Here is a 22,929-nt window from a genome sequence, read left to right as displayed (position 1 = left end):
ACCAAGCCCGCCGAGCGGTGTGGGAACCTGCGGTCACGGCGCGGATCGTGTCTCGATCAGCGAAGACGGGTTGAATTTCCGTGACTTCGCGCGGCTCTTCCGCGACCATCTGAAATGCCCCGATGCCTTGTTTCTGGATGGCGGGCGAGGGGTGGGGATCTACAATCCCGAGATGGGCCGTAACGACTGGCCCTGGCATAGCGGGTATGGGCCATGTTTGGCGTGGTGGAATGACGGCAGTTGCGGGAATGCGGCTTGTCCCCGAAACGGCCGGCTGGCGGATGCGACGGTCAGTAGGGCTGGTTCTGGGCTCTTTCGAAGAAGAGGATTGATGGTCCCTAAAATCGACGGGCGTCAATGGGACGATTTGGATATCGGGTGCACAGCCTATTTTGAGAGTACTGTAAAGGCCGTTTTGCACGAAGCAACAATTATGAGAATCGTCTGATAAGTTGTATTGCCTACGGCATGCGCTCTTTGGCAATGCGGAAGCAGAATTACTATCTGGACGGAAGATGTGTCTTTTGCCGAAAAGTATTTACGCAGGCAGATCTCACTGACGAGCACATCATCCCCGAAGCTATCAATGGCTCCTTGGTGATACGCTACGGTTCCTGCGAGGAATGCGCTACGCGCTCCAATCAAGAATACGAGAACCAAGCGCTCAATGTCGACCTTAAAGTCCCCAGGGTGCTATTAGGTCTCCGTGGCAAGTCGAAAGGTAGCGGACCGCGCGACGCGCGACATATGCCTGAGGTCTTTGCAGGCGATTCAGTGATGGGCGAGGAGGGAAAACGCCTTGACTTCCCGATCGAGGACTACCCGAAACACTTCTCGCTAGTGCAGTTTAGTCAGGCGGGGCTCTTAGTTGGAATCGATCGAGGGGCTACTCTTGTTAATCCACGGCTGGCGTTCTTCAACTTAGGGGGCAACGGTCTCGAAAATGTCAGGACTAGGGTTCCGTTTATCAATGGTCCGTTCGCAATGATGATTGCAAAAATTGGCTATTGCTATGCGATGGCTGAATACGGCGATGATTATTTCGATGCCACGGATATCCGAGCGCTTTTGATGGGAACGCGTGATGACGTTTACAACTTTGTTGGCAACGCAGAGAATCCCGAAAGGTTATCGACACGGCATCTTCACGGTCTGTATTTCCGTCGCAGGGCTGAATGGTTGACGGTCTTGGTTCACCTATTTGCTTCCTGTCACTCGCAGCAAGGCACGAATATTTGTAATCCGTACGAGGTCGTAGTCGGGAGAGCGTTGTGACAAATGATAAGAACCCAAAAGACGCTGATCACTCGGCAGCACTTTCACCTTCTATCGAACCAGCCAAAATCCTACCGCCCCGACCCCACCACCGGCAAACACAACACACACCGCAACCCCGCCGCCCCATTCGCCTCCAGCACCAGCGACCCGCCATAAAGCCCCGCCAGCTCACTCACGATACTCAGCCCAAACCCATTCCCCGGCACAAGCTCATCCTCACGCACACCCGGCAGCAGCACAGCTGCGAGACGGCCCGGGGGGATGCCGGGGCCGTCATCATCGATGGTGATGCGGGCGGTTGGGCCGTCGCGGTGGGCGCGGAGGGTGACGTGGGAGGCTGCCCATTTGAAGGCGTTGTCGATCAGGTTTCCGAGCATTTCCTCGACATCGCTTTCGTCGCAGGCGACTCGCAGGCCCTCTGATATATCGGTGTCGAAGGCGATGTTGCGCTCGGCGTGGATTTGGCCGATCGCCCGGTGGAGATCGGTGACCGAAGTCGCCATGTCGGTGCTGGCGACATTGTCCGTCGAGGCCATCACGCGGCGGGCGGCGGCGAGGTGATGCTTGATCCTGTTGTCGATCCGGGCTGCGAGGCTGCGCAATGCGCCTTTGGGATCGTTTTGCTCGTCGAGCGCCAGCAGCAGGCTCGCCACCGGCGTCTTGAGGCCGTGGGCGAGGTTGGCGAATTGCATGCGGGTTGCCGCGAGCCTGTCTTCGTTCGCTTCCAGAAGCGTGTTGGTTTTCAGCGAGAGCGGCGCAAGCTCGACGGTCGCTTCATCGGGCAGGCGGGCGCGTTCTCCCCGGTTGATGGCATCGATATTGGCCGCTATGGATTTCAGCGGGCGCAGGCCGAAGCGGATCTGCCAGAGCGTGCCGGCCATCAGCACGAGGCCGAGCAGCAGCATGCAAGGCACCAGCCAGAAGAGCGCGCCGAGCGCCGGGCCGACGAGGGCGATCATCGGCGCCGTCGCGGTGATTATCAGCGTCACGCCGTCGATGCTGCGGATGGCCTGGCGCAGGTAGAGCGGCCCTCTTCCGCGATCACCGCCCCTGCCTGATGTCGGCATGCCCATCAGCACATGGCGCAGGTCCTGCCGGGGCGGCGGTGCGTCTATCGTGCCGTTCATCAGGGAGCGGGAGGTCAGGCGCTGTTGCCCGTCATCGATCTGCCAGTACCAGCCGGATGAGGGGCGATCGAAGGGCGGCGCATCGAGCGGCGCGGAGAGGGCGATCCGTCCCTCAGCGTCACGCGTCACCGCGCCGGCAAGGGCGCCGATTTGGGTGTCGAGGCGCTGGTCAACCTGCTCGCGCACCACCGTTTTGAGCGCCAGCCAGAGCACGATGGCGGCCACAGCGAGCGCCAGCGTCACGAAGATGCCCGAGAACATCAGCAGCCGGCCGGCGATCGATTTCGGCTTGAGGGAGGGGGCCTTCATGGCGTCACTGCTGCCGTCAGCATATAGCCGCGGCCGCGCACCGTTTCGATCCGATCGGCCCCGAGCTTCTTGCGCAGGCGGGCGATGATGACTTCGATGGAATTGGAGTCGACTTCGGCATCGCCGTCATAGACGCGCTCGGTGAGTTCGCGCCGGTCGACGATCATCTCCTTGCGCAGCATCAAGCAGGAGAGCACCCGCCATTCCAGCGCCGTCAGCTTCAGCGGCAGGCCGTCGAGCTCGAAGGTGCCGAGCTGCGCATCGAAGACCAGCGCGCCGCAGACGAGCCGCGAGGCGGCGTGACCGGACGCCCGGCGCACCAAGGCGCGCAGGCGAAGCACCAGTTCTTCCACCTTGAAGGGTTTGGCGAGGAAATCGTCGGCGCCGGCCTTGAAGCTCGAGACCTTATCCGGCCAGCCGTCGCGCGCCGTCAACACCAGAACCGGCAGGTTGCGGTCGCCCTCGCGCCAGCCCTTCAGCACGCTGACCCCGTCGATCTTCGGCAGGCCGAGGTCGAGGATTGCGACATCGAAGAGTTCGGTGAGCCCCGCATGGAGAGCGTCCTCGCCGTTGCGAGCGATATCGACGACGAAGTTCTCCGATCGCAGCACGGCGGCGATCCGGCCGCTCAGGTCTTCGTCATCTTCGACGAGCAGTACGCGCATGGGGCAGGGCTTTCATCGCAGGGCATCTCTGGGGACGGGTCAAAACTATCGGGCCGAGCTTAACTCAATCTGAACGGAGAGGTTCAGGCAGGCGAGGGGGTGTGGCGGCTAGATTGCGACTATTACTGAAGCAAGGAGCAGATATATGCCTGATGAAGACCAGGACAACGAACATGCCGAGGGCGCAGCCACGCCCGTGCCGCAAGGACACCGCCGGCGCCGGCTGGCGATCCCCGTGATCGCTGCCGCCGTGGCGCTTGTCATCGGTGCTGCCGGGGGCGCGAGCGCCGTGAAGATGATGCGTCCCACGCCCGAGATGGCGCCGCTGACGCCGGTGGCGATTTCGGCCATGCCGGCCACCAGCCTCGTCACCATCAAGGGCAAGGTTGCCGAGATTTACGGTAACAAGTTTGTGCTGCAGGACGAGAGCGGCAAGGCGCTTGTTGAAACCGGCCGGGCCGGCGAGGACGGCGCTCTCGTCACCCGGGATGAAGCCGTCACCGTGCAAGGGCGCTTCGACGACGGCTTCGTGCATGCGAGCTACCTCGTTCGCCAGGACGGACGCACCGAAGCGCTGCGTCCGCCGAAAGGTCCGCCGCACAGACGGTTTGCCGATTTCGATCACAGGCCCTGACGGGCGTGAACCAAAGCCGCGCTGCGGTGTTTACAGACACGCCTCCTAACTCCGAAAGGAACGCTTCCATGCAACGACTTCTCCTATCGGGCCTTGCCCTTGCCGCACTGGCCGGCACCGCCTTCGCCCAACAGCCGCCCGCTCCGCCAACCGCCGGCACTCCGCCCGTGGCGGGCGATCCGGCGTCACCGCCGCCTCCGCCACCGAACCCGTCTGCCTCTGACGACGATGAGCAGATGACGGACCGGCCGGATGCGCGGCCGGGAGATCGCCCCGAATACCGCTGGCATGGTCGGAGAGGCGACATGGGCTTCCGTGGTTTCCGTGGTCATCGCCCGCCGCCGCCGCCGTCCAAGGCAGCGCATTTCCGGATCGAGGATGGGAACACCCGGATCGACCTGAAGTGCGCCGAGGACGAACCGATGAAGGTCTGCGCCGATCTGTTGCTGCAAGTGATGGACCGCCTGCAGGGCCAGGACTGATCATCTGCGCTCGAGGCGGATGCCACACGATGATGCCGCCGCCCGCGTTTTCTCGCGGGCGGTTTCAGTTTGGCGCGAACGCCGCCTCGCTCTCCGTCATGTCAGCCTTGTGCCGAGGCTCTGCTGCACCGATTGCAGATGCTCGGGACAAGCCCGAGCATGACGGAAGAGGGGTTGCCGCGTCCACTCACGCCTGTTGTTGGGTATGCGGCAGCCTCCAACGGCCCTCATCCTGAGGCGCGCAGCCCATAGGGCGGAGCCTCGAAGGACACGCCGCAACGCTGCTCCTTGCATCCATCCAACGCCGGCGCACCAGACAAGAACGTTCGTGCTGTCGCATCGAACGATCAGTGTCGTCGGCTCACCGCGTGACGCGGGCTGCCGATGTTGCGGAGTAGCGGTCGCCGTGGATCTCGATGCCTGAGAAGACCGCGTCGATCTCGGCCAGTTCCTCCGATGTGAAGGTGATGTCGGCGGCAGCGATATTCTCTTCCAGCCGGTGCAGCTTGGTGGTGCCGGGAATGGGGACGATCCAAGGCTTGCGGGCCATCAGCCAAGCAATGGCGATCTGGGCCGCGGTCGCGTTTCTGGGAGCGGCGATGACCTCGATCGCATCGACCACCGGCTGGTTTGCCTTGCGGTTTTCGGCCGAGAGGCGCGGATTGGTCTTGCGGTGGTCGTTGCCGCCTTCGAAACTGGTGTTCTCGTCCATCTTGCCGGTGAGGAAGCCGCGGCCGAGCGGGCTATAGGGCACGAAGCCAATGCCGAGCTCTTCGACGACGGGCAGGATTTCCTGTTCCGGGTTGCGCCACCACAGCGAATATTCGCTTTGCAACACGGTGATCGGCTGGACGGCATGGGCGCGGCGGATTGCTTCGACGCCCGCTTCTGACAGGCCGAAATGCAGCACTTTGCCGGCGCCGATCAGATCCTTCACCGTGCCTGCCACCTCTTCGATCGGTACGGCCGGGTCGACCCGATGCTGGTAGAAGATATCGATGCGATCGGTGCGCAGCCGCTTGAGGGCTTCTTCGACGACCACACGGATGCGTTCCGGCCGGCTATCCAGACCAACTTCCGGCCGGCCATCCCTAAAGCCGAATTTCGTCGCGATCACCACCTCATCACGGATCGGCGCCAGCGCCTCGCCGACGAGTTCCTCGTTGGTGAACGGCCCGTAGGCTTCGGCAGTGTCAAAGAAGGTGACACCCCGGTCGTGGGCCGCCCGCAGGAGCGCGACGGCATCACCGCGCTCCATCGCCGTCCCGCGATGATAGTTCAGCCCCATGCAGCCGAAGCCGATCGCCGATACGTCAGGGCCTCTTTGGCCGAGCTTGCGCTTGATCATTTCAAGTCCTCCTTCCCAGGTTTGATCCCAAGATAGGGCAAAGCCCGGCGGCGATTAGCCGGAGATATCGGCATGAACTCATGAGGTCCGCTCATGAATTTCCCGACTCGCTCGAACCGGGATCGGGTAAGAGAATCCCGGCAATGTCTGCAGCTTGCGCCGAAAGCTGAGGGGCTTGCGTTATGACGCCAGGCGAAACATGCCGCTGCGCATAGCCTCGATCACCTTGCGCAACGTGTCTTCCCTGTCGTGCCCCTCCGTCGAGACGACATGTTGCTCGAACGGGCCAAGTGATGAGAATTGCTGATGGAGCGCCGCAATAGGGGCGGGATCGGTCAGCGCGTCGCCGCCACGCTCCCGGCAGCGCCGGATGGCGACATCGAGCGGCGGACGCAGAATCACGTAGTGGAGGGGTGCCGCGATTTTCCGGAACGGTTCCAGGAACCACGGCCCGACGATGCCGTCGACGACGACGAAGTAGCCGCCGCTGGCATTGCCTGCCGCCGCCTTCGTCAACACGTCGACGACAACGATATTCTGTTCATGCGCCTCCGGCAGATAGGGCGGGATCACGCCGTTCTTGATGAAATGCCAGAAATCGTCGGAATGAAGATGGACCTTCGGCGAGCCGGGCTCGCGGGCGAGCGCCTCGGCCGTCGTGGTTTTTCCCGAGCCCGGCGGCCCGGTGAGAATGAGAACTTCGCCCGTGTGATCCATCGCGTGGCATTTTCGCACGAAGCAGCATCGTTTCGCAATTAGCCGAAAGGGGGCGGTAATAGCCCGGCATGCCCCCTTCGTTCCGAAGAAGCCGCTGAAGCGGCAGCTACTCCGGCAGTGGCAGCGGAGCGTCGCAAGACGGAGGCATTGGCAGACCTGACGCCCGACCAGCTGAGGGACATCGGTTATCCCCTCCCGTCCATCCCCGCCCGGGACCTTAGGCTGATATTGATGCCGATGTCGAGCGGCCGGAAAGAGTTCATGGCGGGCGGCGTTGGCAGGGTATCGGGTGGGCTTTGTCGGCTTTTCCGCTGCCGGGATTCAACTATGATGGGACGCGGAACGATAGGGAGGGCACGGCATGATCGATCATATCACCATCGCAGTGAGTGACCTGCAGAAGAGCAAATTGTTCTATGAACGCGCTTTCGAACCTCTGGGTTATCGCCTCTCCTTCGGAAAGGAGGGTGTATTCTGGGCCTTCGACGTCGGCGGCAGCCTGTTCGAGATCCAGCACACCGACGACAAGCCGCCTCTGACGCGTTTGCACGTTGCCTTCCGGGTCCAAAGCAGAGCGGAAGTGGAGGCGTTTTATCGGGCCGCGCTCGAAGCCGGCGCTGGGGACAATGGGGCGCCCGGTCCGCGGCCGCAATATAGCGAGAAATACTTTGCCTGCTTCGTTCTCGATCCCGACGGATACAATATCGAAGCCATGATCGACGTGCCTGCGCTGCAAGGGTGACGACGTGAGCGTGGCCCAAAGCCCGTAATCAAGGGGGAGGTGGATATGTCGAGTTTCAGGAATGCCGTTGTCTCTTTGCCCGGCAAGGAGCGCGTGGCGAAGACGCCCTTCGGCGCGAGGATCGTCATCCATGCCACAGCCGCCGAGACCGGCGGCGCGTTCGGGATGTGGGAAACCTTCACGCCGCCCGGTCATGGTCCGGCCCCGCACACGCATACGCGGGAGATCGAAGTCTTTCGGGTCATCCGCGGTCTCTATCGATTCCAATGCGGCGACGAGGCGTTCGACGCGCCCGTGGGAACCGTCGTCGTTCTGCCGCCACATGTACCGCACAGCTGGCGAAACATAGGCGAGGAACCCGGCCAGATGTTCGGCACGGTCACGCCAGGCGGCTGCGAGCAAATGTTCATCGATATCGAGGCTTTTGGTGCCGATACACCTGAGAAAATCGCGGTGATCGAAGCGCGACTGGGGATCATCAACGACATCACGCTGGCCCTCGGATTGACAGGCCCGCAACCGCGCTGATCGTCCATCAGGGTGTCGATCGGATCCTCAGCCCTGCGCCATCGCCCGCCACAACACGTCTCATTGGGGCGGCTCTTGGACTTGGGCGTCGGCCCTCTTGGGTCTCAGCCGACACTTTCGATGACAGCGGCAAGGTCGGCAGTTGTGAACGGCTTGGTCAACACTGGCCGGCCGGCAAAGGCGGGATCGATACCCGCTGGCCCATATCCGGTTGCGAAGGCAAACGGGATACCGCGCTGCTGAAGGACTGCCGCCACCGGGAATGACTGATGCCCGGCCAGGTTCACATCGAGAATGACGAAATCAAGATTTCCATCGGCCGCAACCTCCAGCGCCGAGGGCAAACGCGCGGCTGTCGCGACGACCTCGTGACCGAGGTCCACGAGCATATCCTCGATCATCATGGCGATGGTCATTTCATCTTCGACGACAAGAACACGCTTGGCCATGTCATTCGTTCCGAAGACGGTCTGCCGGAGCGTCGAGGCTGAAGGAAAAACCCCTTTCGGCAAACGAAATCTCCACATTGCCTCCCGTCTCCGCGGCAAGGCCACGCTGTATGAGGACCGTGCCGAAGCCCTTCCGCTTAGGTTGTTCGACAGGCGGTCCGCCATGTTCGTTCCAGTCTATGCGGTAGCGTTGCTTTCCGTCGATGATTTGGAGGGAACATTTGACGCTGACGGCGCCGCCATCATTCGACCATGCGCCATGGCGGACGGCATTCGTGCCGAGTTCGTGAAAGGCCATGGTCAGCGCCAGCGCCGTCTTTGCGGAGACCCGGATTTCGTCTCCGGTCAACTCCCACCGCCCGCCGTCCGGCCGATGCGGAACGGTCGCTTGGTCGAGTGTCTGTTTCAAGGAGGCACTGCTCCACAATTCGCCTGTTAACAGATCATTGGCACGGCCGAGCGACACCAGCCGCGCCGTGAAACTGTCCAGGGCACGAGGGATGTCTTCGGCATCCCGGAAGGTGCGGAATGCGAAAGCCTGCACCATCGCCAGATTGTTCTTAACGCGATGGTTGAGTTCATGAACGACAAGTTCCAGCTGTTGCTGCTTGCGTCGCCGCTCGGTGATATCGGTCGCGGCCCCAAACCATTCGACAATGGCGCCTGGGTCGTTCAAGAGTGGAACAGCCCGTGACAGCACCCACCCGGTGCTGCCGTCGGCGCGGCGGACGCGATGCTCGCATTCGAAAACACCCTTGCTTGATATGGCCTCGTCGATCACCGCCTGGATCGCCGGAATGTCCTCGGGAAACAAATAGACCTCCTGCCACGCGACAGTCGGATTGGCCGTGTCGGCGAGAACGTTGCGTCCGTCGAGCTGCTGCATCTCCTGCCAGTCGGCGCTCATACGGTAGACGATGTCGGTCGTCGCGGTCGTGAACGCCCTGAACCTCTCTTCGCTCTCGCGCAGCCGGCGCTGGGCAAGGACGCTTTTCGTCGTTTCGACGACGATCGCGATGACGCCGGCGGGTTTGCCGCTTTCGTCGAGGACGGGCGAATAGTCGAGGTTCATCCAGACGGGAGCCGGGCTGCCGTGGCGCAAGAGCGTCAGCTCCTGGTTCTCGTAGGCGAGCGTTTTCCCCGCCAGTCCGACTTTCATCACATTGTCGTTGAAATCGGCAATTTCGCTCCAGCCCTCACGGACCTTGGAACCGAGAAGATCCGGATGGCGGCTGCCCGCGAAGACGGAATAGGCGTCGTTGTAGATCATCACGCCATCTTCGCCCCAGAGAAGAACGATCGGCACGGGTGAAAGCAGGAGCATGTTGGTGGCCGTCTTCAGGCTTTGCGGCCAGAGTTCGAGAGGACCGAGCGGCGTCTTGCTCCAGTCGCGGGTCTGGATCAGTCGGCCAATTTCCCCGCCACCGACAGGAAAGCGAGCTGTGAGTGGCTGAGGGGATTGGGAATCCAAGGCGCGCTCCAGATTTTGATGGTGGATCTAATTAGCGCATCCTTTGATTCTTTCCACCCATGAGTGTCGCGGCTTCTTCCTGCCAACCTCTCTTGAGCATTGGCGCTTATTGAGCCGATCACCCTCTACGCTTGCGCCATCGCCCGCCAGGCGGCTGGTGGGGTGGCGAAGGCGCGGGAGAAAGCGCGGTTGAAGGCGGCTTCGGTGGCATAGCCGGCTTCATAGGCGATCGCCGCGATCGGCTGGCCTGAGGTGGCGAGCGCTACGCTTGCGAGATAAAGCCGCCAGTCCCTGACATAGCGGATCGGCGATGTCGAAAGCATCGCCTGGAAGCGTTCGGCCAGCGCGCTGCGCGACATTCCCGATGCCGCAGCCAGTTGCTCCAGCGACCAGTCGCATTTGGGGTCGTCGTGGATGAGGGAGAGGCAGCGCGACAGCGCCGGATCGGCGAGGGCTGCCAGCCAGCCGACCGAGCTTGGCTCTGCCATCATGATCTGGTGGCGCAGAATTTCGATGAAGATGATTTCCGTCAGCCGCGGTAGCATCGAGACGCCACCGGCACGCGGCCTGTCGACCTCCTCGACCATCTGGCGGATGGTGGCGCGCAGCCAGTCACCGTCATTGGCGGCCCGCGTCCTGACATGGATCAGTCTGGGCAGGGCCTGCCGAAGCGGTGGGAAGCTCAGCCCGTCCCACTGCAGATAGCCGCAGAGCAGGCGCACCCCTTGTGTCTCGTCGCCGTAACGCAGCACGGGAATCTCACGCCATGGCTTCTGCGGCAGATCGCGGGTCGGCAGCACCAGCATGCCGTCTCTGCCTGCGCCGAGCTGATGGCCGGTGCCGAAGGGGAAGACCAGTACGTCGCCGGCCTCCAGCTCGGTCTCTTCGCCTTCCGTCTTCAGCCAGCAGCGGCCCTCCACAACGATGTGAAACGGCATCGTGCCCGAGGCCTTGGCCGAAAGGCCTGCCAGCGACGGCGTGGCATCGGTCTGCCAGTCGCCCGTCGGCATGAAGCAGAACTGCAGCGATCCGGAAAGGCGGATCGTCGATAGCAGCGCCGATAGCACGTCGTCGCGCGCCACACCCGCAGCGTCTGGATTTTCAGACAAGGCTTCACGCATTCCGGCCAAATACGCGCGCCGCGCGTCCTCCTATCATCAGTGCGTTCAAACCACTGAAGGAGAATACTATGCAAACTCAAAGCGACAAACTGGTGGTGCTCGTGACCAAGGGCATCGAATCTGAACTGTCCTCCGTTGCCTTCACCATTGCCAATGGCGGTATCACCGCCGGGCTGAAGGTCTCGGTGTTCCTCACCAGCACTGGGATCGACCTGGTGCGCAAGGGCGGGCAGCGGATGACGCATGTGCCACCGCTCGATCCGCTGTCGAGCCTGATCGAGAATTTCCAGCAGCGCGGCGGCACGATCTGGGCTTGCCCGCCCTGCGTGACCTCGCGCGGTTATACGCAGGAAGACTTACTCGACGGGATCGTCATCGTCGGCGCCAGCGCCATGCATGCCGAGATCAAGGAAGGTGCGGCAACGCTGTCGTTTTGACGGTACACGGCTCGGCCGAGGGGGAGTTTGGGCGGCGTCTCCCGCTGGCGTCCTCAGGCTTTTCAGGCCGGCGACAGGCACGGAGGAATACCAAGCGCCTATTCTTGCGTTCGGCAATATACTTGTGAGATTGTATCGATATACGTGCGACAATGCCTGGTGCGGGCAGCGCGGGGGCTTCGATGACATCCGTGAGGGTCAATGAGCTGATATCGGTGGCGGGGCAGCCCGACGCCGCAGGTTTTGCCGCCTTCGCGGCTGATGGTTTTGTCGCCGCCATCAATGCCCGACCGGATGGCGAGGAGCCGGGGCAGCCGGGCAATACGGCGGAAAAGGCTTCCGCCGCTGCCGCCGGGCTCGCCTACAGCTTCGTGCCGGTGAAGGGGACCGAAATCACCGAGGCCGATATCCGCGCCTTCCAGACGGCGATGGCCGAGGCCAAGGGACCGGTCGTCGCCCATTGCAAGAGCGGCACGCGGGCGTTGACGCTTTATGCGCTGGGCGAGGTGCTCGACGGGCGGATGAAGCCCGGAGATGTCGAGGCCTTCGGTCAAAACCTCGGTTTTGATCTTGCCGGCGCGCGACGCTGGCTGGAAAAGCGGTCAGGGCAGGTGGCTGATGTGAAGGCCTTCTTCGAGCCCCGCACCTGCAGTGTGCAATATGTCGTTTCCGACCCGGCAACGAAACGCTGCGCCATCATCGACCCGGTGCTCGATTTCGACGAGATGTCGGGGGCGACGGGAACGGCCAATGCAGATGCCATCCTCGCTCATATCGAAAGCGAAGGGCTGACGGTCGAGTGGATCCTCGACACGCATCCGCATGCCGATCATTTCTCCGCCGCGCATTATCTGCATGAGAAGACCGGCGCGCCGACGGCGATCGGCGCCCATGTCATCGACGTGCAGACGCTCTGGAAGGAGATCTACAACTGGCCGGGGCTCGCGACCGACGGCTCGCAATGGGACCGGCTGTTTGCCGATGGCGACACGTTCGAGATCGGTGCGCTTAAAGCCCGCGTGATTTTTTCGCCCGGGCACACACTCGCCTCGATCACCTATGTGATCGGTGACGCCGCCTTTGTGCACGACACGGTGTTCACGCCGGATTCCGGCACGGCGCGCACGGATTTCCCGGGCGGCAGCGCTGCCGCCCTCTGGCACTCGATCCAGGCCATCCTGTCGCTGCCCGAGGAGACCCGTCTCTTTTCCGGCCACGATTACCAGCCCGGCGGCCGGCACCCGCGCTGGGAAAGCACGGTGGAGGCACAGAAGCGCGCCAATCCGCATATTGCAGGCATCGACGAGGCCGGCTTCGTGGCGCTGCGCCAGGCGCGCGATCGCACGCTGCCCAAGCCCAAGCTGATGCTGCACGCGCTGCAGGTGAATATCCGCGGCGGGCGGCTGCCCGAGCCGGAGGGGAATGGCAGGCGGTATCTGAAGATACCGCTGGATGCATTGTAGGGCCGGCCGGCGCTGGCAATCGCCGCATCGTTCACAGCGCGTTTTCTATATCGGTCCTAACGAAATCATCCCCCACAAATAGCAGCCGGCACCCATGTTCCCTAGCCACCTCGTAGGCGAAGCAGTCGCCGAAGTTCAGACTTGCAGGATGGGCGCCTTTGCCCCAGGTGCGGTAGGCTTCGGCGATGCGGCGGGCGGAGGCGGGGGTGACGGCCACGATTTCGAAGCCGAGGCCGTCGATCAGTTGTTCCATTTCATCGCCGACGTTGCGACGGGCCGAGACGATCAAGGCTTCGGCGACCGTGCCGGCGGAGATCAGGAGATCGTCTTCGGCTTCGAGGACGGCAATCAGGGCATCGGCTTGTGGTTCGCCAAGCACGATCGCCATCAGGGCGGATGTGTCGACGGCGATCATTCGGGCAGGCCGTCGTCGGCGTAGAGGAAATCCTGGCTGCGTGCGGCCGGCGGCCCGTCGTCGGCTTTGGCTATGGCGGAGGCCCGCACCGCTTCCATCAGCGTCCGGCGGGATTTCCGATCGGGCGCTGCCCTCACCGGAACCAGTTTCACGGCAGCATGACCGTGCCGGGTGAGGATGACCTCGTCACCCGCCTCGGCACGCCGGACCAACTCGGTCAATTGCCCCTTGGCATCCGTCACAGACACTCGCATCGTTCGCACTCCCCAGGACCAGTGCAGCCTGGTTTCCTCCAGAAAATTAGACCATTCGCTGGACCGTATCAATGGGTAATTTTCGAAGGTCAAGAATGGCGCGGGGACTGTACCTGTCGCAAGGAGGCGCTTTCCGGGGTCATATCCGAGACTGACCGCGACCGGCAGTTCGTGCACCGAACGGCGGCGTGAAGCTATGTGCGCGATATATTTATCCGCTGGCGGCATGGCGCCTTCGGAATATGCATTGACGGCGCGCGTGCAGGCGACGTAACTGGGTGCGACGGTTCCCTGAAGATGACTCCAAGGGGATTAATAGGGAACACGGTGAGGACGACCCAGTAGGGACCGAGACCGTGGCTGCCCCCGCAACTGTAAGCGGATTGTCGATCATCTCAGGAGTGGCCAGCGACTGGCCATCTCTGAAGGGCTCATAGCCCTGCCACTGCGAGATATCGCGGGAAGGAGGATGAAGCGACGGATATCCGCAAGCCAGGAGACCTGCCGTCAATCACGATCCAATCAACCGGGCGGGGATGCCCGGACAAGGAACAGATATGATTGACCTGCTGAACCTTCGCCGAATTCCGGCATGCATCCGTCTCGATTGGGCCTCCTGCGGCTAGTGCGCGCCTAAGCGTGCTTTCGGTCCGCGCATATGCGCGGAACGGCCGTGATTTTTCCCTTCATCGAGGTTTTCCATGCGCCAGATTCTCGCCACCATGACATTCGCCTTCGGGCTCGCCGGCCTTGCGGCACCAAGCCTTGCCGCGACCCGATATCCCTTGACCATCACCAATTGCGGCCAGCAGGTGACCTTCGAAAAGGCGCCATCCAAAGTGGTTTCGATCGGTCAGGGCATGACCGAAGTGCTCTTCTCGCTCGGCCTTGCCGACAAGATCGCCGGAACGGCCGTCTGGGTCGGTCCCGTCCTGCCGCAATATGCCGAGGCCAACAGCAAGATAAAACGGCTCGCCGACAATGATCCGAGCTTCGAATCTGTCGTCGGGCAGGAGCCCGACCTGGTGACGGCCGAGTTCGAATGGCATGTCGGCGCACAGGGCTCGGTCGGCAAGCGGGAGCAGTTCAAGGATCTCGGGATCAATACCTATCTCGCGCCGGCCGATTGCGTCGCCAAGGTCAACACCGATGGCGGCGACGGCGTGCGCAAGGAGCTGTTTACGATGGACCTGATCTACCGGGAAATTACCGAGCTCTCGGAGATTTTCGATGTGAAGGAGCGCGGCGATGCGCTGATTTCGGAGCTGAAGAAGCGCGAGGCGGATGCAGTCGCTTCGATATCAGGCGCTTCGGGCAAGAACCTGCCCGTCGCCTTCTGGTTCTCCAGCAAGGAGGTCAATGGCGACGCCTTCATCGCCGGCAAGAACAGCGCGCCCGCCTATATTCTGAAGACGATTGGCGCGAAGAACGTCGTCACGACGGAAGAGGAATGGCCGCTGGTCGGCTGGGAAACCATCGCCCAGGCGAACCCTGCCGTGATCGTTCTGGCGACCATGGACCGCCGCCGTTACGCCGCTGACGATCCCAAAGTCAAGGTCGATTTCCTCGAGAACGATCCTGTGACCAAGGAGCTGGACGCGGTCAAAAACAAGCACTTCGTGATGATGGACGCGCAGTCGATGAACCCGACGATCCGCACGATCGACGGTATCGAGACATTGGCGAGCGGCATCAAGTCCTTCGGTCTGGCGCAGTGAAGGCAGTGTCGGTCAGGCAACAGGGATGGTGGGCGCTTGCCGCGCTCACCATTGCGGCATTTCTCCTGCTCGGGATGATGATCAGCCTTGCCGTTTCGACCGGCGAGATCGCCATCCCGCTTGCGACGACGGCGGAGGCGGTTTCGAACCGTCTGTTCGGAACGGATTTCGAGCTCAGCCGCATCCACCAGGGCATCGTCTGGGATTATCGTCTGAGCCGCGCGCTCGTCGCGGCCAGCGCTGGCGCATCGCTCTCGCTTTCTGGCGCGATCCTGCAGGCGCTGCTGCGCAATCCGCTGGCCGAACCCTACGTGCTCGGCATCTCCGCCGGTGCCTCGACGGGGGCCGTCTGCGTGATGATCCTCGGCTTCGGCTACGGTGTTCTCGGCCTGTCGAGCGGCGCCTTCATCGGTGCGGTCATTGCCTTTTTGCTGGTCGGCATCCTGGCGACGGCTGCGGCGGGAACCGGTGAGCGCATCATCCTATGCGGCGTCGCCGGTTCGCAGCTCTTCAATGCACTGACCTCCTACATCGTGACGACATCGGCGAATGCCGAGCAGGCGCGCGGCATCCTGTTCTGGCTGCTGGGTTCGCTCAGCGGCGTGCGCTGGCCCGATGTCTATCTGTCGGTGCCGATCGCGCTTGCCGGCTTCGTCATCTGCATGGCCCATGTGCGGGCGCTCGACGCCTTCGCCTTCGGCACGGATGCCGCCGCCTCGCTCGGCATTGCCGTACGCCGCGTCCAGATCGTGCTGTTCGCCATGACGGCGGCGATGACGGCAAGCGTCGTCAGCATGGTGGGTTCGATCGGCTTCGTCGGCCTCGTCATCCCCCATGCCGCCCGCTTCCTCGTCGGGCCGGCTCATAGGCGGCTGCTGCCGGCAACGGCGCTCGGCGGCGCGATCTACATGGTCGGCGCCGACATCATTTCGCGCATCATCATCCCGCAGCAGATCCTGCCGATCGGGGTCGTCACCGCGCTCTTCGGCGCACCGGCCTTTGCCGTCATCCTCTATCGCGTGCGGGGGAAGGCATGAGCATCAGCATCGACGCGGTGAGCTTTGCCGCCGGTGACACTGTCATCGTCAACGGCGTCAGCCTTACGGTGGAAAAGGGCAAGGTGCTCGGCCTGCTCGGGCCGAACGGTTCCGGCAAATCGAGCCTTCTCAGATTGATCTGCCGGCTGCGCAAGGTTCGCAGCGGCATCATCAGGTTGGGTGACGACGACATTTCATCGCTGCCGCGCGCAGCCCTTGCGCGTCGCGTCGCCTTCGTCGAGCAGCAGTCGACGACCGATACGCAATTGACCGTGCGCGACGTGGTGCGGCTCGGCCGCACGCCGCATCGCGGGCTGTTGTCGTCCTGGGGCGCCGGAGACGATGCCGCCGTCGACGAGGCCCTGTCGCGGACGGGCATGCAGGAGAGAGCGGGCCAGCTCTGCAGACGCTGTCGGGCGGCGAGCGCCAGCGCGTCCATATTGCCAGATCGCTGGCGCAGGCGCCGAGCGAACTGCTGCTCGACGAGCCGACCAACCATCTCGATATCCAGCATCAGCTCGACATTCTCTCGCTGATCTCGAAGCTCGGCATCACCTGCATCGTCGCGCTCCACGATCTCAACCTGGCGGCGATGTTCTGCGACAGGCTGGCGGTGCTTCAGAAAGGCGAGGTCGTCGCCTCCGGCGCGCCGGAGGAAGTGCTGACGGAGGATATGATCGGCCGGGTCTTCGGCGTTCGCGCCCATGTCCAGAAATCGGCCGTGCACGGCCGGCATCATATCCAATACGTCATGGATTGACGGACGGCCGGGAATTTCGATCTCAAGGAGGCAATCCGCGATTATTGGTCGAGACGGTCGGAGACCTTCGACCTCGCTTTCGGCCATAGGATCGCCAGGTTCACGAGGCAGGCGTTGTCTTGGGCCCTTCTCTTGGCGCATGCCGTCTTGCCAAAACCACCGGGCATTTTCGGCGACATGCATGAGCTCAAAGATCTAGAGCGGCGGAAACCGCATTGCCTCCCGCAGCAACTCAATAGCCTCTGAGACCGAAGGCCCTCTGATCGGCGGTGGCTCTGCGCGTTCGCAGAACTCGCGCCAGACAAACAGCGTCAGTTCCGCGCCATCCGTTGCTGTTTCCCCCGGTCCTTCTGCGAAATTCTCGAGCAGACGATAGCGAGCGTCCTTCCAAAACAACTCCTCCACCCAGTCATATATCGGGATCACATGGAAATGGATCGGATAACCGGGCGTGTGTCCATACCGGCCGATATAGACGCGCTGAGCATTCAATTGCCGTTTCAGCGTACTCTGAGCCCTTGCGAGCAATGGGCCGAATTCGGCCAAAGCGTCTTCGGGCAGATCCGACAGATCGTTGGTGTCGGTCTTGGAACTGATCATGAGGTAACCGGGAAGGGTGGAGTTTATGCGGTGGTTCACAAGCCATCCGGCCGTCTCGACAACGTGAAAGTGCTGAGGGATCTCCACGGACTGCCTCTTACTCCTGATGCACCCCTCAGGGGTTTCGATGAATCCAGCTAGAGGCCGGTATCTTGGCGACGTGCGAAAGGACGCTGTAACACATTGAATTGCTGGATCATTTTATTCTTAAATCGATTCCGATTAAGGTATGGGTTGAGATAGCAGCCGGCAACGGTTATTTGGTGCCGACCTGCAAGCGGACTCTCCGCGAACGACAAGGCGCATAACTCCCATGATCCCCGATTTCCTCGTCACCCATTCCGGTGGCTTTCATGCCGACGAATTGCTGTCGAGCGTCATCGTGACCCGGCTTTTCCCGCAGGCGCGTATCGTCCGCAGCCGGGCGCCGGAGTGGATCACGCCGGGCGAAGACCGGATCATTTATGATGTCGGCGGAGCCTATAATCCTACTATCGGGATATTCGATCACCATCAACGCGGCGCGCCGTTGCGCGATGATGGCCAGCCCTACAGCTCGTTCGGCCTGATCTGGAAGCATTACGGCCGTGATTATCTCATAGCCTTCGGGCTTCCCGAAGCGCATATCGAGACGCTGCATGCCTCTTTCGACGCCAGCTTCGTGCTGCCGGTCGATCTGACTGATAATGGCGCGCTCAGCCCCTCGGGGCCGTTGGCCGGGCTGACGCTGCCGGCGCTGCTGGAAACCCTGAAACCAGTTTTCGACGAGACGGACCCAGAGGCCGACGATCGTGCCTTCCATGCGGCCCTTGCTATTGCCCGCAGTTTCATCGAGGCCAGGATCGCTCAGAGTGCCGCAAAATTGCGGGCCGAGGCGGTCGTGCATCGGGCAATCGAAGCTGCGGGGCAGGGGCGTGTTCTGGAATTGCCGAGGGGCATGCCCTTCCGTCCCGCCATCGTCAAGGCGGGCGCCGATCAGCTGCTGTTCGTGGTCCACCCGCGCGAAAAGGATTGGTGCGTGACCGGCATCCGCCGCGCCGAGGACGGGTTCGAACTCCGGGCCGACCTGCCGGCTGCCTGGGCCGGGCTCACCAATGGCGCATTGGAGGCGGTTTGCGGCATAGAGGGCGCGAGCTTCTGCCACAACGGCCGCTTCATCGCCGCAGCCGGGACCCGCGAGGCGGCGCTTGCCATGGCCGAGCTTGCGGTAAAAGAGGCGCTTTCGATCCGGGGGTAGGTCAAATGGCGGCAGCCGAGGATAGCTGGCCGGATTTTCGATATCAAGGCGGTTATCCCTAGGCCACCGGACATCAGATGGCGTTCAACTGGCCCCAATTTTGGAGCCGATTGACTTGCTGCCGCGAAGGACTAAGCTTTATCCCATAACAACCACTACTCCCACGCGAGAGATTGCGGAGGGTGCAAGTGGCTGGCAACCTTGAGGAGGATGAGGTTTGCCATGGATTACCGTATTGTTCTGCTGATCGCCACATCCGTCATTGCTCTTTCCTCTGGTAACGCCGGAGCGCAGGAGGGCGATGCGACGGCGGGTGCCACTGTTTTCAAGAAATGCGCGACCTGTCATGTCGCCGATTCCGATACGAACAAGGTCGGCCCGTCGCTGAACGGGCTGTTCGGCCGGAAGGCCGGAACGCATCCTAATTTCGCCTACTCGGCCGGGATGAAGGCGGCCGGCGAGGGTGGTCTCGTCTGGGACGAGACGGTGCTGCGCGATTATCTGCACAATCCGAAGGCGAAGGTGAAGGGCACGAAGATGGCCTTCGTCGGCGTGAAGGACGACCAGGAGATCACCGATCTCATCGCCTATCTCAAGCAATACTCGAAATGACGGGCAATACTCCAAATGACGGGCTGCGGCCGGTGGTGCATGCCTAAATTGCCGTAATTGCCGATATTTTCTATCTGTGCGATAATAAACACGGACTTTTTTGCGGAATGCGGTTTCACGGGTCGACCTGCTCGAGGAGGAGCGGACATGGCTGTCGTGCTGATCCTCGTCCTGATTGTCGTCGGCTCCGTGCTGTTCCATGTGCTGAGCCCGTGGTGGTGGACGCCGATCGCGTCCAACTGGACCTATATCGACAGCACCCTCGTCATCACCTTCTGGATCACCGGCGTCGTCTTCGTGGCGGTGGTTTTGTTCATGGCCTACTGCGTGTTCCGCTTCCGGCACAAGCCGGGCAACAAGGCGCATTACGAGCCTGAGAACCGCAGGCTGGAATTGCTGCTGGGAGGGGGAACGGCGGTCGGCGTTGCGGCGATGCTGGCGCCCGGCCTGATCGTCTGGAACCAGTTCATCACGGTGCCTGCCGATGCCGCGTCGGTCGAGGTCGTCAGCCAGCAATGGCTGTGGAGCTTCCGGTTGCCCGGAGCCGACGGAAAGCTCGGCCGCGCTGAGACGCGCGACGTCACCCCCGAAAACCCGCTCGGCCTTGATAAAAACGACGCAAGCGGCCTCGACGACGTCATCATCGAGGGCGGCGAGCTGCATCTGCCGATCGGCAAGCCGGTGCACATATTGCTGCGCTCGGTCGATGTGCTCCACGATTTCTACGTGCCGGAATTCCGCGCCAAGATGGATATGATCCCCGGCATGATCACCTATTTCTGGTTCACGCCGACGCGGACAGGGACCTTCGAGATTCTCTGCGCCGAACTCTGCGGCGTCGGCCATCCGCAAATGCGCGGCACCGTCGTCGTTGACGAGGATGCGGACTACCAGACCTGGCTCGGGCAGCAGCAGACATTCACCCAGTTGACGGCGTCATCGGGAGAGCTACCGCCGGCAAACTGAACCGGCCGGAGGCCGCGTGCCGGTTCAAGGACCGGCGGGAAGGGAAGAGAGATCATGGTCGAGATTCCATCCGACAGCGCAGGCGCCATCCCCTCTGCCGAAGTCGAGGATGTCGAGCTTTATCATCCACACAGCTGGTGGACCAAATATGTGTTCAGCCAGGATGCCAAGATCATCGCCGTGCAATATTCGCTGACGGCGATCGCAATCGGCCTGGTGGCGCTGGTGCTCTCCTGGCTGATGCGGATTCAGCTCGCCTTTCCCGGCTATTTCGCCTTCATCGATGCCGATCACTATTACCAGTTCATCACCATGCACGGCATGATCATGGTGATCTATCTGCTGACCGCGCTCTTCCTCGGCGGCTTCGGCAATTACCTCATTCCGCTGATGGTCGGCGCGCGCGATATGGTGTTTCCCTACGCCAACATGCTGAGCTACTGGATCTATCTGCTCGCGGTGCTGATCCTCGCTGCGGGCTTCTTCGCCCCCGGCGGCCCGACGGGGGCGGGCTGGACGCTTTATCCGCCGCAATCGGTTCTGTCAGGCACACCAGGCGGCAAGGACTGGGGCATCCTGCTGATGCTTTCGTCGCTGATCGTCTTCATCATCGGCTTCACCATGGGCGGGCTGAACTATGTGGTGACGGTGCTGCAGGGACGCGCGCGCGGCATGACGCTAATGCGGATGCCGCTTACCGTCTGGGGCATCTTCACCGCGACCGTGATGGCGCTGCTCGCCTTTCCCGCGCTCTTCGTCGCCTGCGTCATGATGATGTTCGACCGCGTGCTCGGCACCAGCTTCTTCATGCCCGCCATCGTCGAAATGGGCACGCAACTCCAGCACGGCGGCGGTAGCCCGATCCTGTTCCAGCACCTGTTCTGGTTTTTCGGGCATCCCGAGGTCTATATCGTAGCACTGCCTGCCTTCGGCATCGTTTCGGATCTGATCAGCACGCATGCGCGCAAGAACATCTTCGGCTACCGGATGATGGTCTGGGCGATCGTCATCATCGGCGCGCTCAGCTTCGTCGTCTGGGCGCACCACATGTATGTCAGCGGCATGAACCCGGCCTTTGGCTTCTTCTTCGCCACCACGACGCTGATCATCGCTGTGCCCACGGCGATCAAGGTCTATAACTGGGTGTTGACGCTGTGGCGCGGCGATATCCACCTGACGCTGCCGATGCTCTTTGCGCTCGCCTTTATCGTCACCTTCGTCAATGGCGGCCTGACCGGCCTCTTCCTCGGCAATGTCGTCGTCGACGTGCCGCTTTCGGATACGATGTTCGTCGTCGCGCATTTCCACATGGTCATGGGTGTGGCGCCGATCCTCGTCATCTTCGGAGCGATCTATCACTGGTATCCGAAGGTGACGGGACGCATGCTCGACGACGTGCTCGGCCATATCCACTTCTGGATCACCTTCCTCGGCACCTATGCGATCTTCTTTCCGATGCATTATCTCGGCCTGCTCGGCGTGCCGCGCCGCTATTTCGAGATGGGAGAAACGGCCTTCGTTCCGCCTTCGGCCCATACGCTGAACATTTTCATTACCGTGATGGCGCTTGTTGTGGGGGCCGGGCAGATGGTGTTCCTGTTCAATCTGGTCTGGAGTCTTTTCCGGGGCAGGGAGTCCGGCGGCAATCCATGGCGGGCAACGACGCTTGAATGGCAGACGCCGCAGACGCCGCCTGCCCACGGCAACTGGGGCAAGGATCTGCCTGTCGTCTATCGCTGGGCCTATGATTACAGCGTGCCGGGGGCGGCCGAGGATTTCATTCCGCAGAATGTGCCGTCAGGCGGCGGTGTCACCCGGGAGGTCCACGCATGAACGTCATCCTGGGCTTCCTTGCCGCCATCGGCGCCATCATCATCTGGTGGCTGGCGGGGCAGCGGCTGACGTCGAAGCCCTGGCTGGAAACCGGGTCAGTACAGCTGCCGGCTCATGACTGCGTCGACCGGCAACAGCCGCCCGCGCCGGCGGTGAAAATCGGCCTCTTCGTGTTTCTCGGTGTCGTCGGCGCCGTCTTCAGTCTTGCCGTCAGCGCCTATTTCATGCGCATGGCGTCCGCCGACTGGTGGGCAATGCCGGTTCCCCGGCTGCTGTGGGTGAACACTGCAGCACTCGCCTTGAGCAGCGCGGCGCTGCAATGGGCCAATCGAGAAGCGGGGCAGGGCCGCATGGAAAACCTGCGGCCAGCGCTTGCCGCCGCGTTTGTCCTTGCCGTCTCTTTTCTCGTCGGACAGGTCCAGGCGTGGCGGGAGCTGGTGTCAGCAGGCTACGTGCTGGCCGATAACCCTTCCAACAGCTTCTTCTATATGCTGACCGGCCTGCACGGCCTGCATATTCTCGGCGGGCTTGCCGTGCTCGCGCACACGACGGTCAGGGCATTTTCAACCGACGTTGCGCCGGAGAGGCTGCGCCTCAGCATCGATCTTTCCGCCATCTATTCGCATTTCATGCTCGCCGTCTGGCTGCTGCTGTTCGCGCTCTTTGCCGGCTGGGCGAATGATTTCGTCGATCTCTGCCGCACACTACTGAACTAAGGGGTTTGCA

General features: G+C 62.1%; 24 protein-coding genes, 2 pseudogenes and 1 riboswitch. Of the genes and pseudogenes, 16 read left to right on the top strand and 10 right to left on the bottom strand.

Going from position 1 to position 22,929, the window contains the following annotated elements; genetic code table 11:
• Positions 1-13 precede the first annotated feature (13 nt).
• Positions 14-234 (top strand): annotated as a pseudogene (locus tag AC244Q_RS12890) (phosphodiester glycosidase family protein); the annotation flags it as partial.
• A 249-nt stretch (positions 235-483) separates the two neighbouring features.
• Positions 484-1,275 carry an HNH endonuclease gene (locus AC244Q_RS12885; protein ID WP_245460653.1) on the top strand — a complete coding sequence of 264 codons (792 nt, stop codon included), beginning with the start codon at positions 484-486 and terminating at the stop codon, positions 1,273-1,275.
• Positions 1,276-1,346: 71 nt separating this feature from the next.
• On the opposite strand, the gene AC244Q_RS12880 is transcribed toward AC244Q_RS12885, so the two are convergent.
• A complete protein-coding gene (locus AC244Q_RS12880; RefSeq protein ID WP_113548075.1) occupies positions 1,347-2,714 on the bottom strand; it encodes a sensor histidine kinase in 1,368 nt (455 codons plus the stop codon).
• Positions 2,711-3,379, bottom strand: coding sequence for a response regulator transcription factor (locus AC244Q_RS12875; RefSeq protein ID WP_113548076.1), 669 nt, complete (start codon positions 3,377-3,379; stop codon positions 2,711-2,713). The genes AC244Q_RS12880 and AC244Q_RS12875 overlap by 4 nt, the downstream gene beginning before the upstream one ends.
• A gap of 145 nt (positions 3,380-3,524) precedes the next feature.
• Between AC244Q_RS12875 and AC244Q_RS12870 the strand changes: the two genes are divergently transcribed.
• Together AC244Q_RS12870 and AC244Q_RS12865 are read left to right on the top strand one after the other, a co-directional pair.
• The gene (locus AC244Q_RS12870; protein WP_113548077.1) at positions 3,525-4,013 is read left to right on the top strand and encodes a hypothetical protein; all 489 of its coding nucleotides are present in this window, start codon (positions 3,525-3,527) and stop codon (positions 4,011-4,013) included.
• Between the two features lie 68 nt (positions 4,014-4,081).
• Positions 4,082-4,495, top strand: coding sequence for a hypothetical protein (locus AC244Q_RS12865; protein ID WP_017994548.1), 414 nt, complete (start codon positions 4,082-4,084; stop codon positions 4,493-4,495).
• 361 nt (positions 4,496-4,856) lie between these two features.
• Here AC244Q_RS12865 and AC244Q_RS12860 read toward each other — a convergent pair whose 3' ends face one another.
• On the bottom strand, positions 4,857-5,843 hold the full coding sequence (locus AC244Q_RS12860; protein WP_128407659.1) for an aldo/keto reductase: 987 nt from the start codon (positions 5,841-5,843) through the stop codon (positions 4,857-4,859).
• A 180-nt stretch (positions 5,844-6,023) separates the two neighbouring features.
• On the bottom strand, positions 6,024-6,560 hold the full coding sequence (locus tag AC244Q_RS12855) for an ATP-binding protein (RefSeq protein ID WP_128407658.1): 537 nt from the start codon (positions 6,558-6,560) through the stop codon (positions 6,024-6,026).
• A 361-nt stretch (positions 6,561-6,921) separates the two neighbouring features.
• Here AC244Q_RS12855 and AC244Q_RS12850 point away from each other — a divergent pair, with 361 nt between their 5' ends.
• Complete coding sequence (locus tag AC244Q_RS12850) at positions 6,922-7,302, top strand: VOC family protein (protein WP_128407657.1); 381 nt, start codon at positions 6,922-6,924, stop codon at positions 7,300-7,302.
• Positions 7,303-7,347: 45 nt separating this feature from the next.
• Complete coding sequence (locus AC244Q_RS12845; RefSeq protein WP_012758061.1) at positions 7,348-7,830, top strand: cupin domain-containing protein; 483 nt, start codon at positions 7,348-7,350, stop codon at positions 7,828-7,830.
• Positions 7,831-7,934: 104 nt separating this feature from the next.
• Here the strand turns inward: AC244Q_RS12845 and AC244Q_RS12840 are convergent, their stop codons facing one another.
• The 3 genes from AC244Q_RS12840 to AC244Q_RS12830 all read right to left on the bottom strand — a co-directional run bounded on the left by AC244Q_RS12840 (position 7,935) and on the right by AC244Q_RS12830 (position 10,871).
• Positions 7,935-8,279, bottom strand: a complete 345-nt coding sequence (locus AC244Q_RS12840; protein ID WP_012758060.1) for a response regulator — start codon at positions 8,277-8,279, stop codon at positions 7,935-7,937.
• A gap of 1 nt (position 8,280) precedes the next feature.
• A complete protein-coding gene (locus AC244Q_RS12835) occupies positions 8,281-9,750 on the bottom strand; it encodes a sensor histidine kinase (RefSeq protein WP_017994545.1) in 1,470 nt (489 codons plus the stop codon).
• Positions 9,751-9,875: 125 nt separating this feature from the next.
• Positions 9,876-10,871, bottom strand: a complete 996-nt coding sequence (locus tag AC244Q_RS12830; RefSeq protein ID WP_128407466.1) for an AraC family transcriptional regulator — start codon at positions 10,869-10,871, stop codon at positions 9,876-9,878.
• A gap of 68 nt (positions 10,872-10,939) precedes the next feature.
• Between AC244Q_RS12830 and AC244Q_RS12825 the strand changes: the two genes are divergently transcribed.
• Together AC244Q_RS12825 and blh are read left to right on the top strand one after the other, a co-directional pair.
• Positions 10,940-11,308 carry a DsrE family protein gene (locus tag AC244Q_RS12825; RefSeq protein WP_017994543.1) on the top strand — a complete coding sequence of 123 codons (369 nt, stop codon included), beginning with the start codon at positions 10,940-10,942 and terminating at the stop codon, positions 11,306-11,308.
• A gap of 182 nt (positions 11,309-11,490) precedes the next feature.
• Positions 11,491-12,771, top strand: coding sequence for a bifunctional sulfur transferase/dioxygenase Blh (gene blh / locus AC244Q_RS12820; protein WP_026157409.1), 1,281 nt, complete (start codon positions 11,491-11,493; stop codon positions 12,769-12,771).
• A gap of 31 nt (positions 12,772-12,802) precedes the next feature.
• Here the strand turns inward: blh and AC244Q_RS12815 are convergent, their stop codons facing one another.
• Both AC244Q_RS12815 and AC244Q_RS12810 read right to left on the bottom strand, forming a co-directional pair.
• Positions 12,803-13,186, bottom strand: coding sequence for a type II toxin-antitoxin system VapC family toxin (locus AC244Q_RS12815; RefSeq protein ID WP_012758055.1), 384 nt, complete (start codon positions 13,184-13,186; stop codon positions 12,803-12,805).
• Positions 13,183-13,440, bottom strand: coding sequence for a type II toxin-antitoxin system Phd/YefM family antitoxin (locus AC244Q_RS12810; protein WP_113548105.1), 258 nt, complete (start codon positions 13,438-13,440; stop codon positions 13,183-13,185). The genes AC244Q_RS12815 and AC244Q_RS12810 overlap by 4 nt, the downstream gene beginning before the upstream one ends.
• 267 nt (positions 13,441-13,707) lie before the next feature.
• A riboswitch (cobalamin riboswitch) is annotated at positions 13,708-13,963 on the top strand.
• Between the two features lie 178 nt (positions 13,964-14,141).
• Here AC244Q_RS12810 and AC244Q_RS12805 point away from each other — a divergent pair.
• From AC244Q_RS12805 to AC244Q_RS12795, 3 genes and pseudogenes are all read left to right on the top strand, one after another.
• Positions 14,142-15,158: an ABC transporter substrate-binding protein gene (locus AC244Q_RS12805; protein ID WP_113548081.1), complete on the top strand. Its 1,017-nt coding sequence runs from the start codon at positions 14,142-14,144 to the stop codon at positions 15,156-15,158.
• Entirely contained in the window at positions 15,155-16,195 is a 1,041-nt protein-coding gene (locus AC244Q_RS12800; protein WP_113548082.1) for a FecCD family ABC transporter permease, read from the top strand. The genes AC244Q_RS12805 and AC244Q_RS12800 overlap by 4 nt, the downstream gene beginning before the upstream one ends.
• A pseudogene (locus AC244Q_RS12795) lies at positions 16,192-16,955 on the top strand (ABC transporter ATP-binding protein). Before AC244Q_RS12800 ends, AC244Q_RS12795 begins: the two are co-directional and overlap by 4 nt.
• A gap of 195 nt (positions 16,956-17,150) precedes the next feature.
• On the opposite strand, the gene AC244Q_RS12790 reads toward AC244Q_RS12795, so the two are convergent.
• On the bottom strand, positions 17,151-17,642 hold the full coding sequence (locus tag AC244Q_RS12790) for an HIT family protein (RefSeq protein WP_128407453.1): 492 nt from the start codon (positions 17,640-17,642) through the stop codon (positions 17,151-17,153).
• A gap of 226 nt (positions 17,643-17,868) precedes the next feature.
• Between AC244Q_RS12790 and AC244Q_RS12785 the strand changes: the two genes are divergently transcribed.
• From AC244Q_RS12785 to AC244Q_RS12765, 5 genes are all read left to right on the top strand, one after another.
• On the top strand, positions 17,869-18,792 hold the full coding sequence (locus tag AC244Q_RS12785) for an MYG1 family protein (protein ID WP_128407454.1): 924 nt from the start codon (positions 17,869-17,871) through the stop codon (positions 18,790-18,792).
• A gap of 222 nt (positions 18,793-19,014) precedes the next feature.
• Positions 19,015-19,404: a c-type cytochrome gene (locus AC244Q_RS12780; protein WP_012758048.1), complete on the top strand. Its 390-nt coding sequence runs from the start codon at positions 19,015-19,017 to the stop codon at positions 19,402-19,404.
• 147 nt (positions 19,405-19,551) lie between these two features.
• Positions 19,552-20,370, top strand: coding sequence for a cytochrome c oxidase subunit II (locus AC244Q_RS12775; protein ID WP_012758047.1), 819 nt, complete (start codon positions 19,552-19,554; stop codon positions 20,368-20,370).
• A gap of 54 nt (positions 20,371-20,424) precedes the next feature.
• A complete protein-coding gene (ctaD, locus tag AC244Q_RS12770) occupies positions 20,425-22,203 on the top strand; it encodes a cytochrome c oxidase subunit I (protein WP_113548087.1) in 1,779 nt (592 codons plus the stop codon).
• On the top strand, positions 22,200-22,919 hold the full coding sequence (locus tag AC244Q_RS12765; RefSeq protein ID WP_128407455.1) for a cytochrome c oxidase subunit 3: 720 nt from the start codon (positions 22,200-22,202) through the stop codon (positions 22,917-22,919). The genes ctaD and AC244Q_RS12765 overlap by 4 nt, the downstream gene beginning before the upstream one ends.
• Positions 22,920-22,929 lie beyond the last annotated feature (10 nt).

The organism is Rhizobium sp. CB2179, from assembly GCF_057653455.1.
This window is presented reverse-complemented; position numbering and strand designations above follow the sequence as displayed.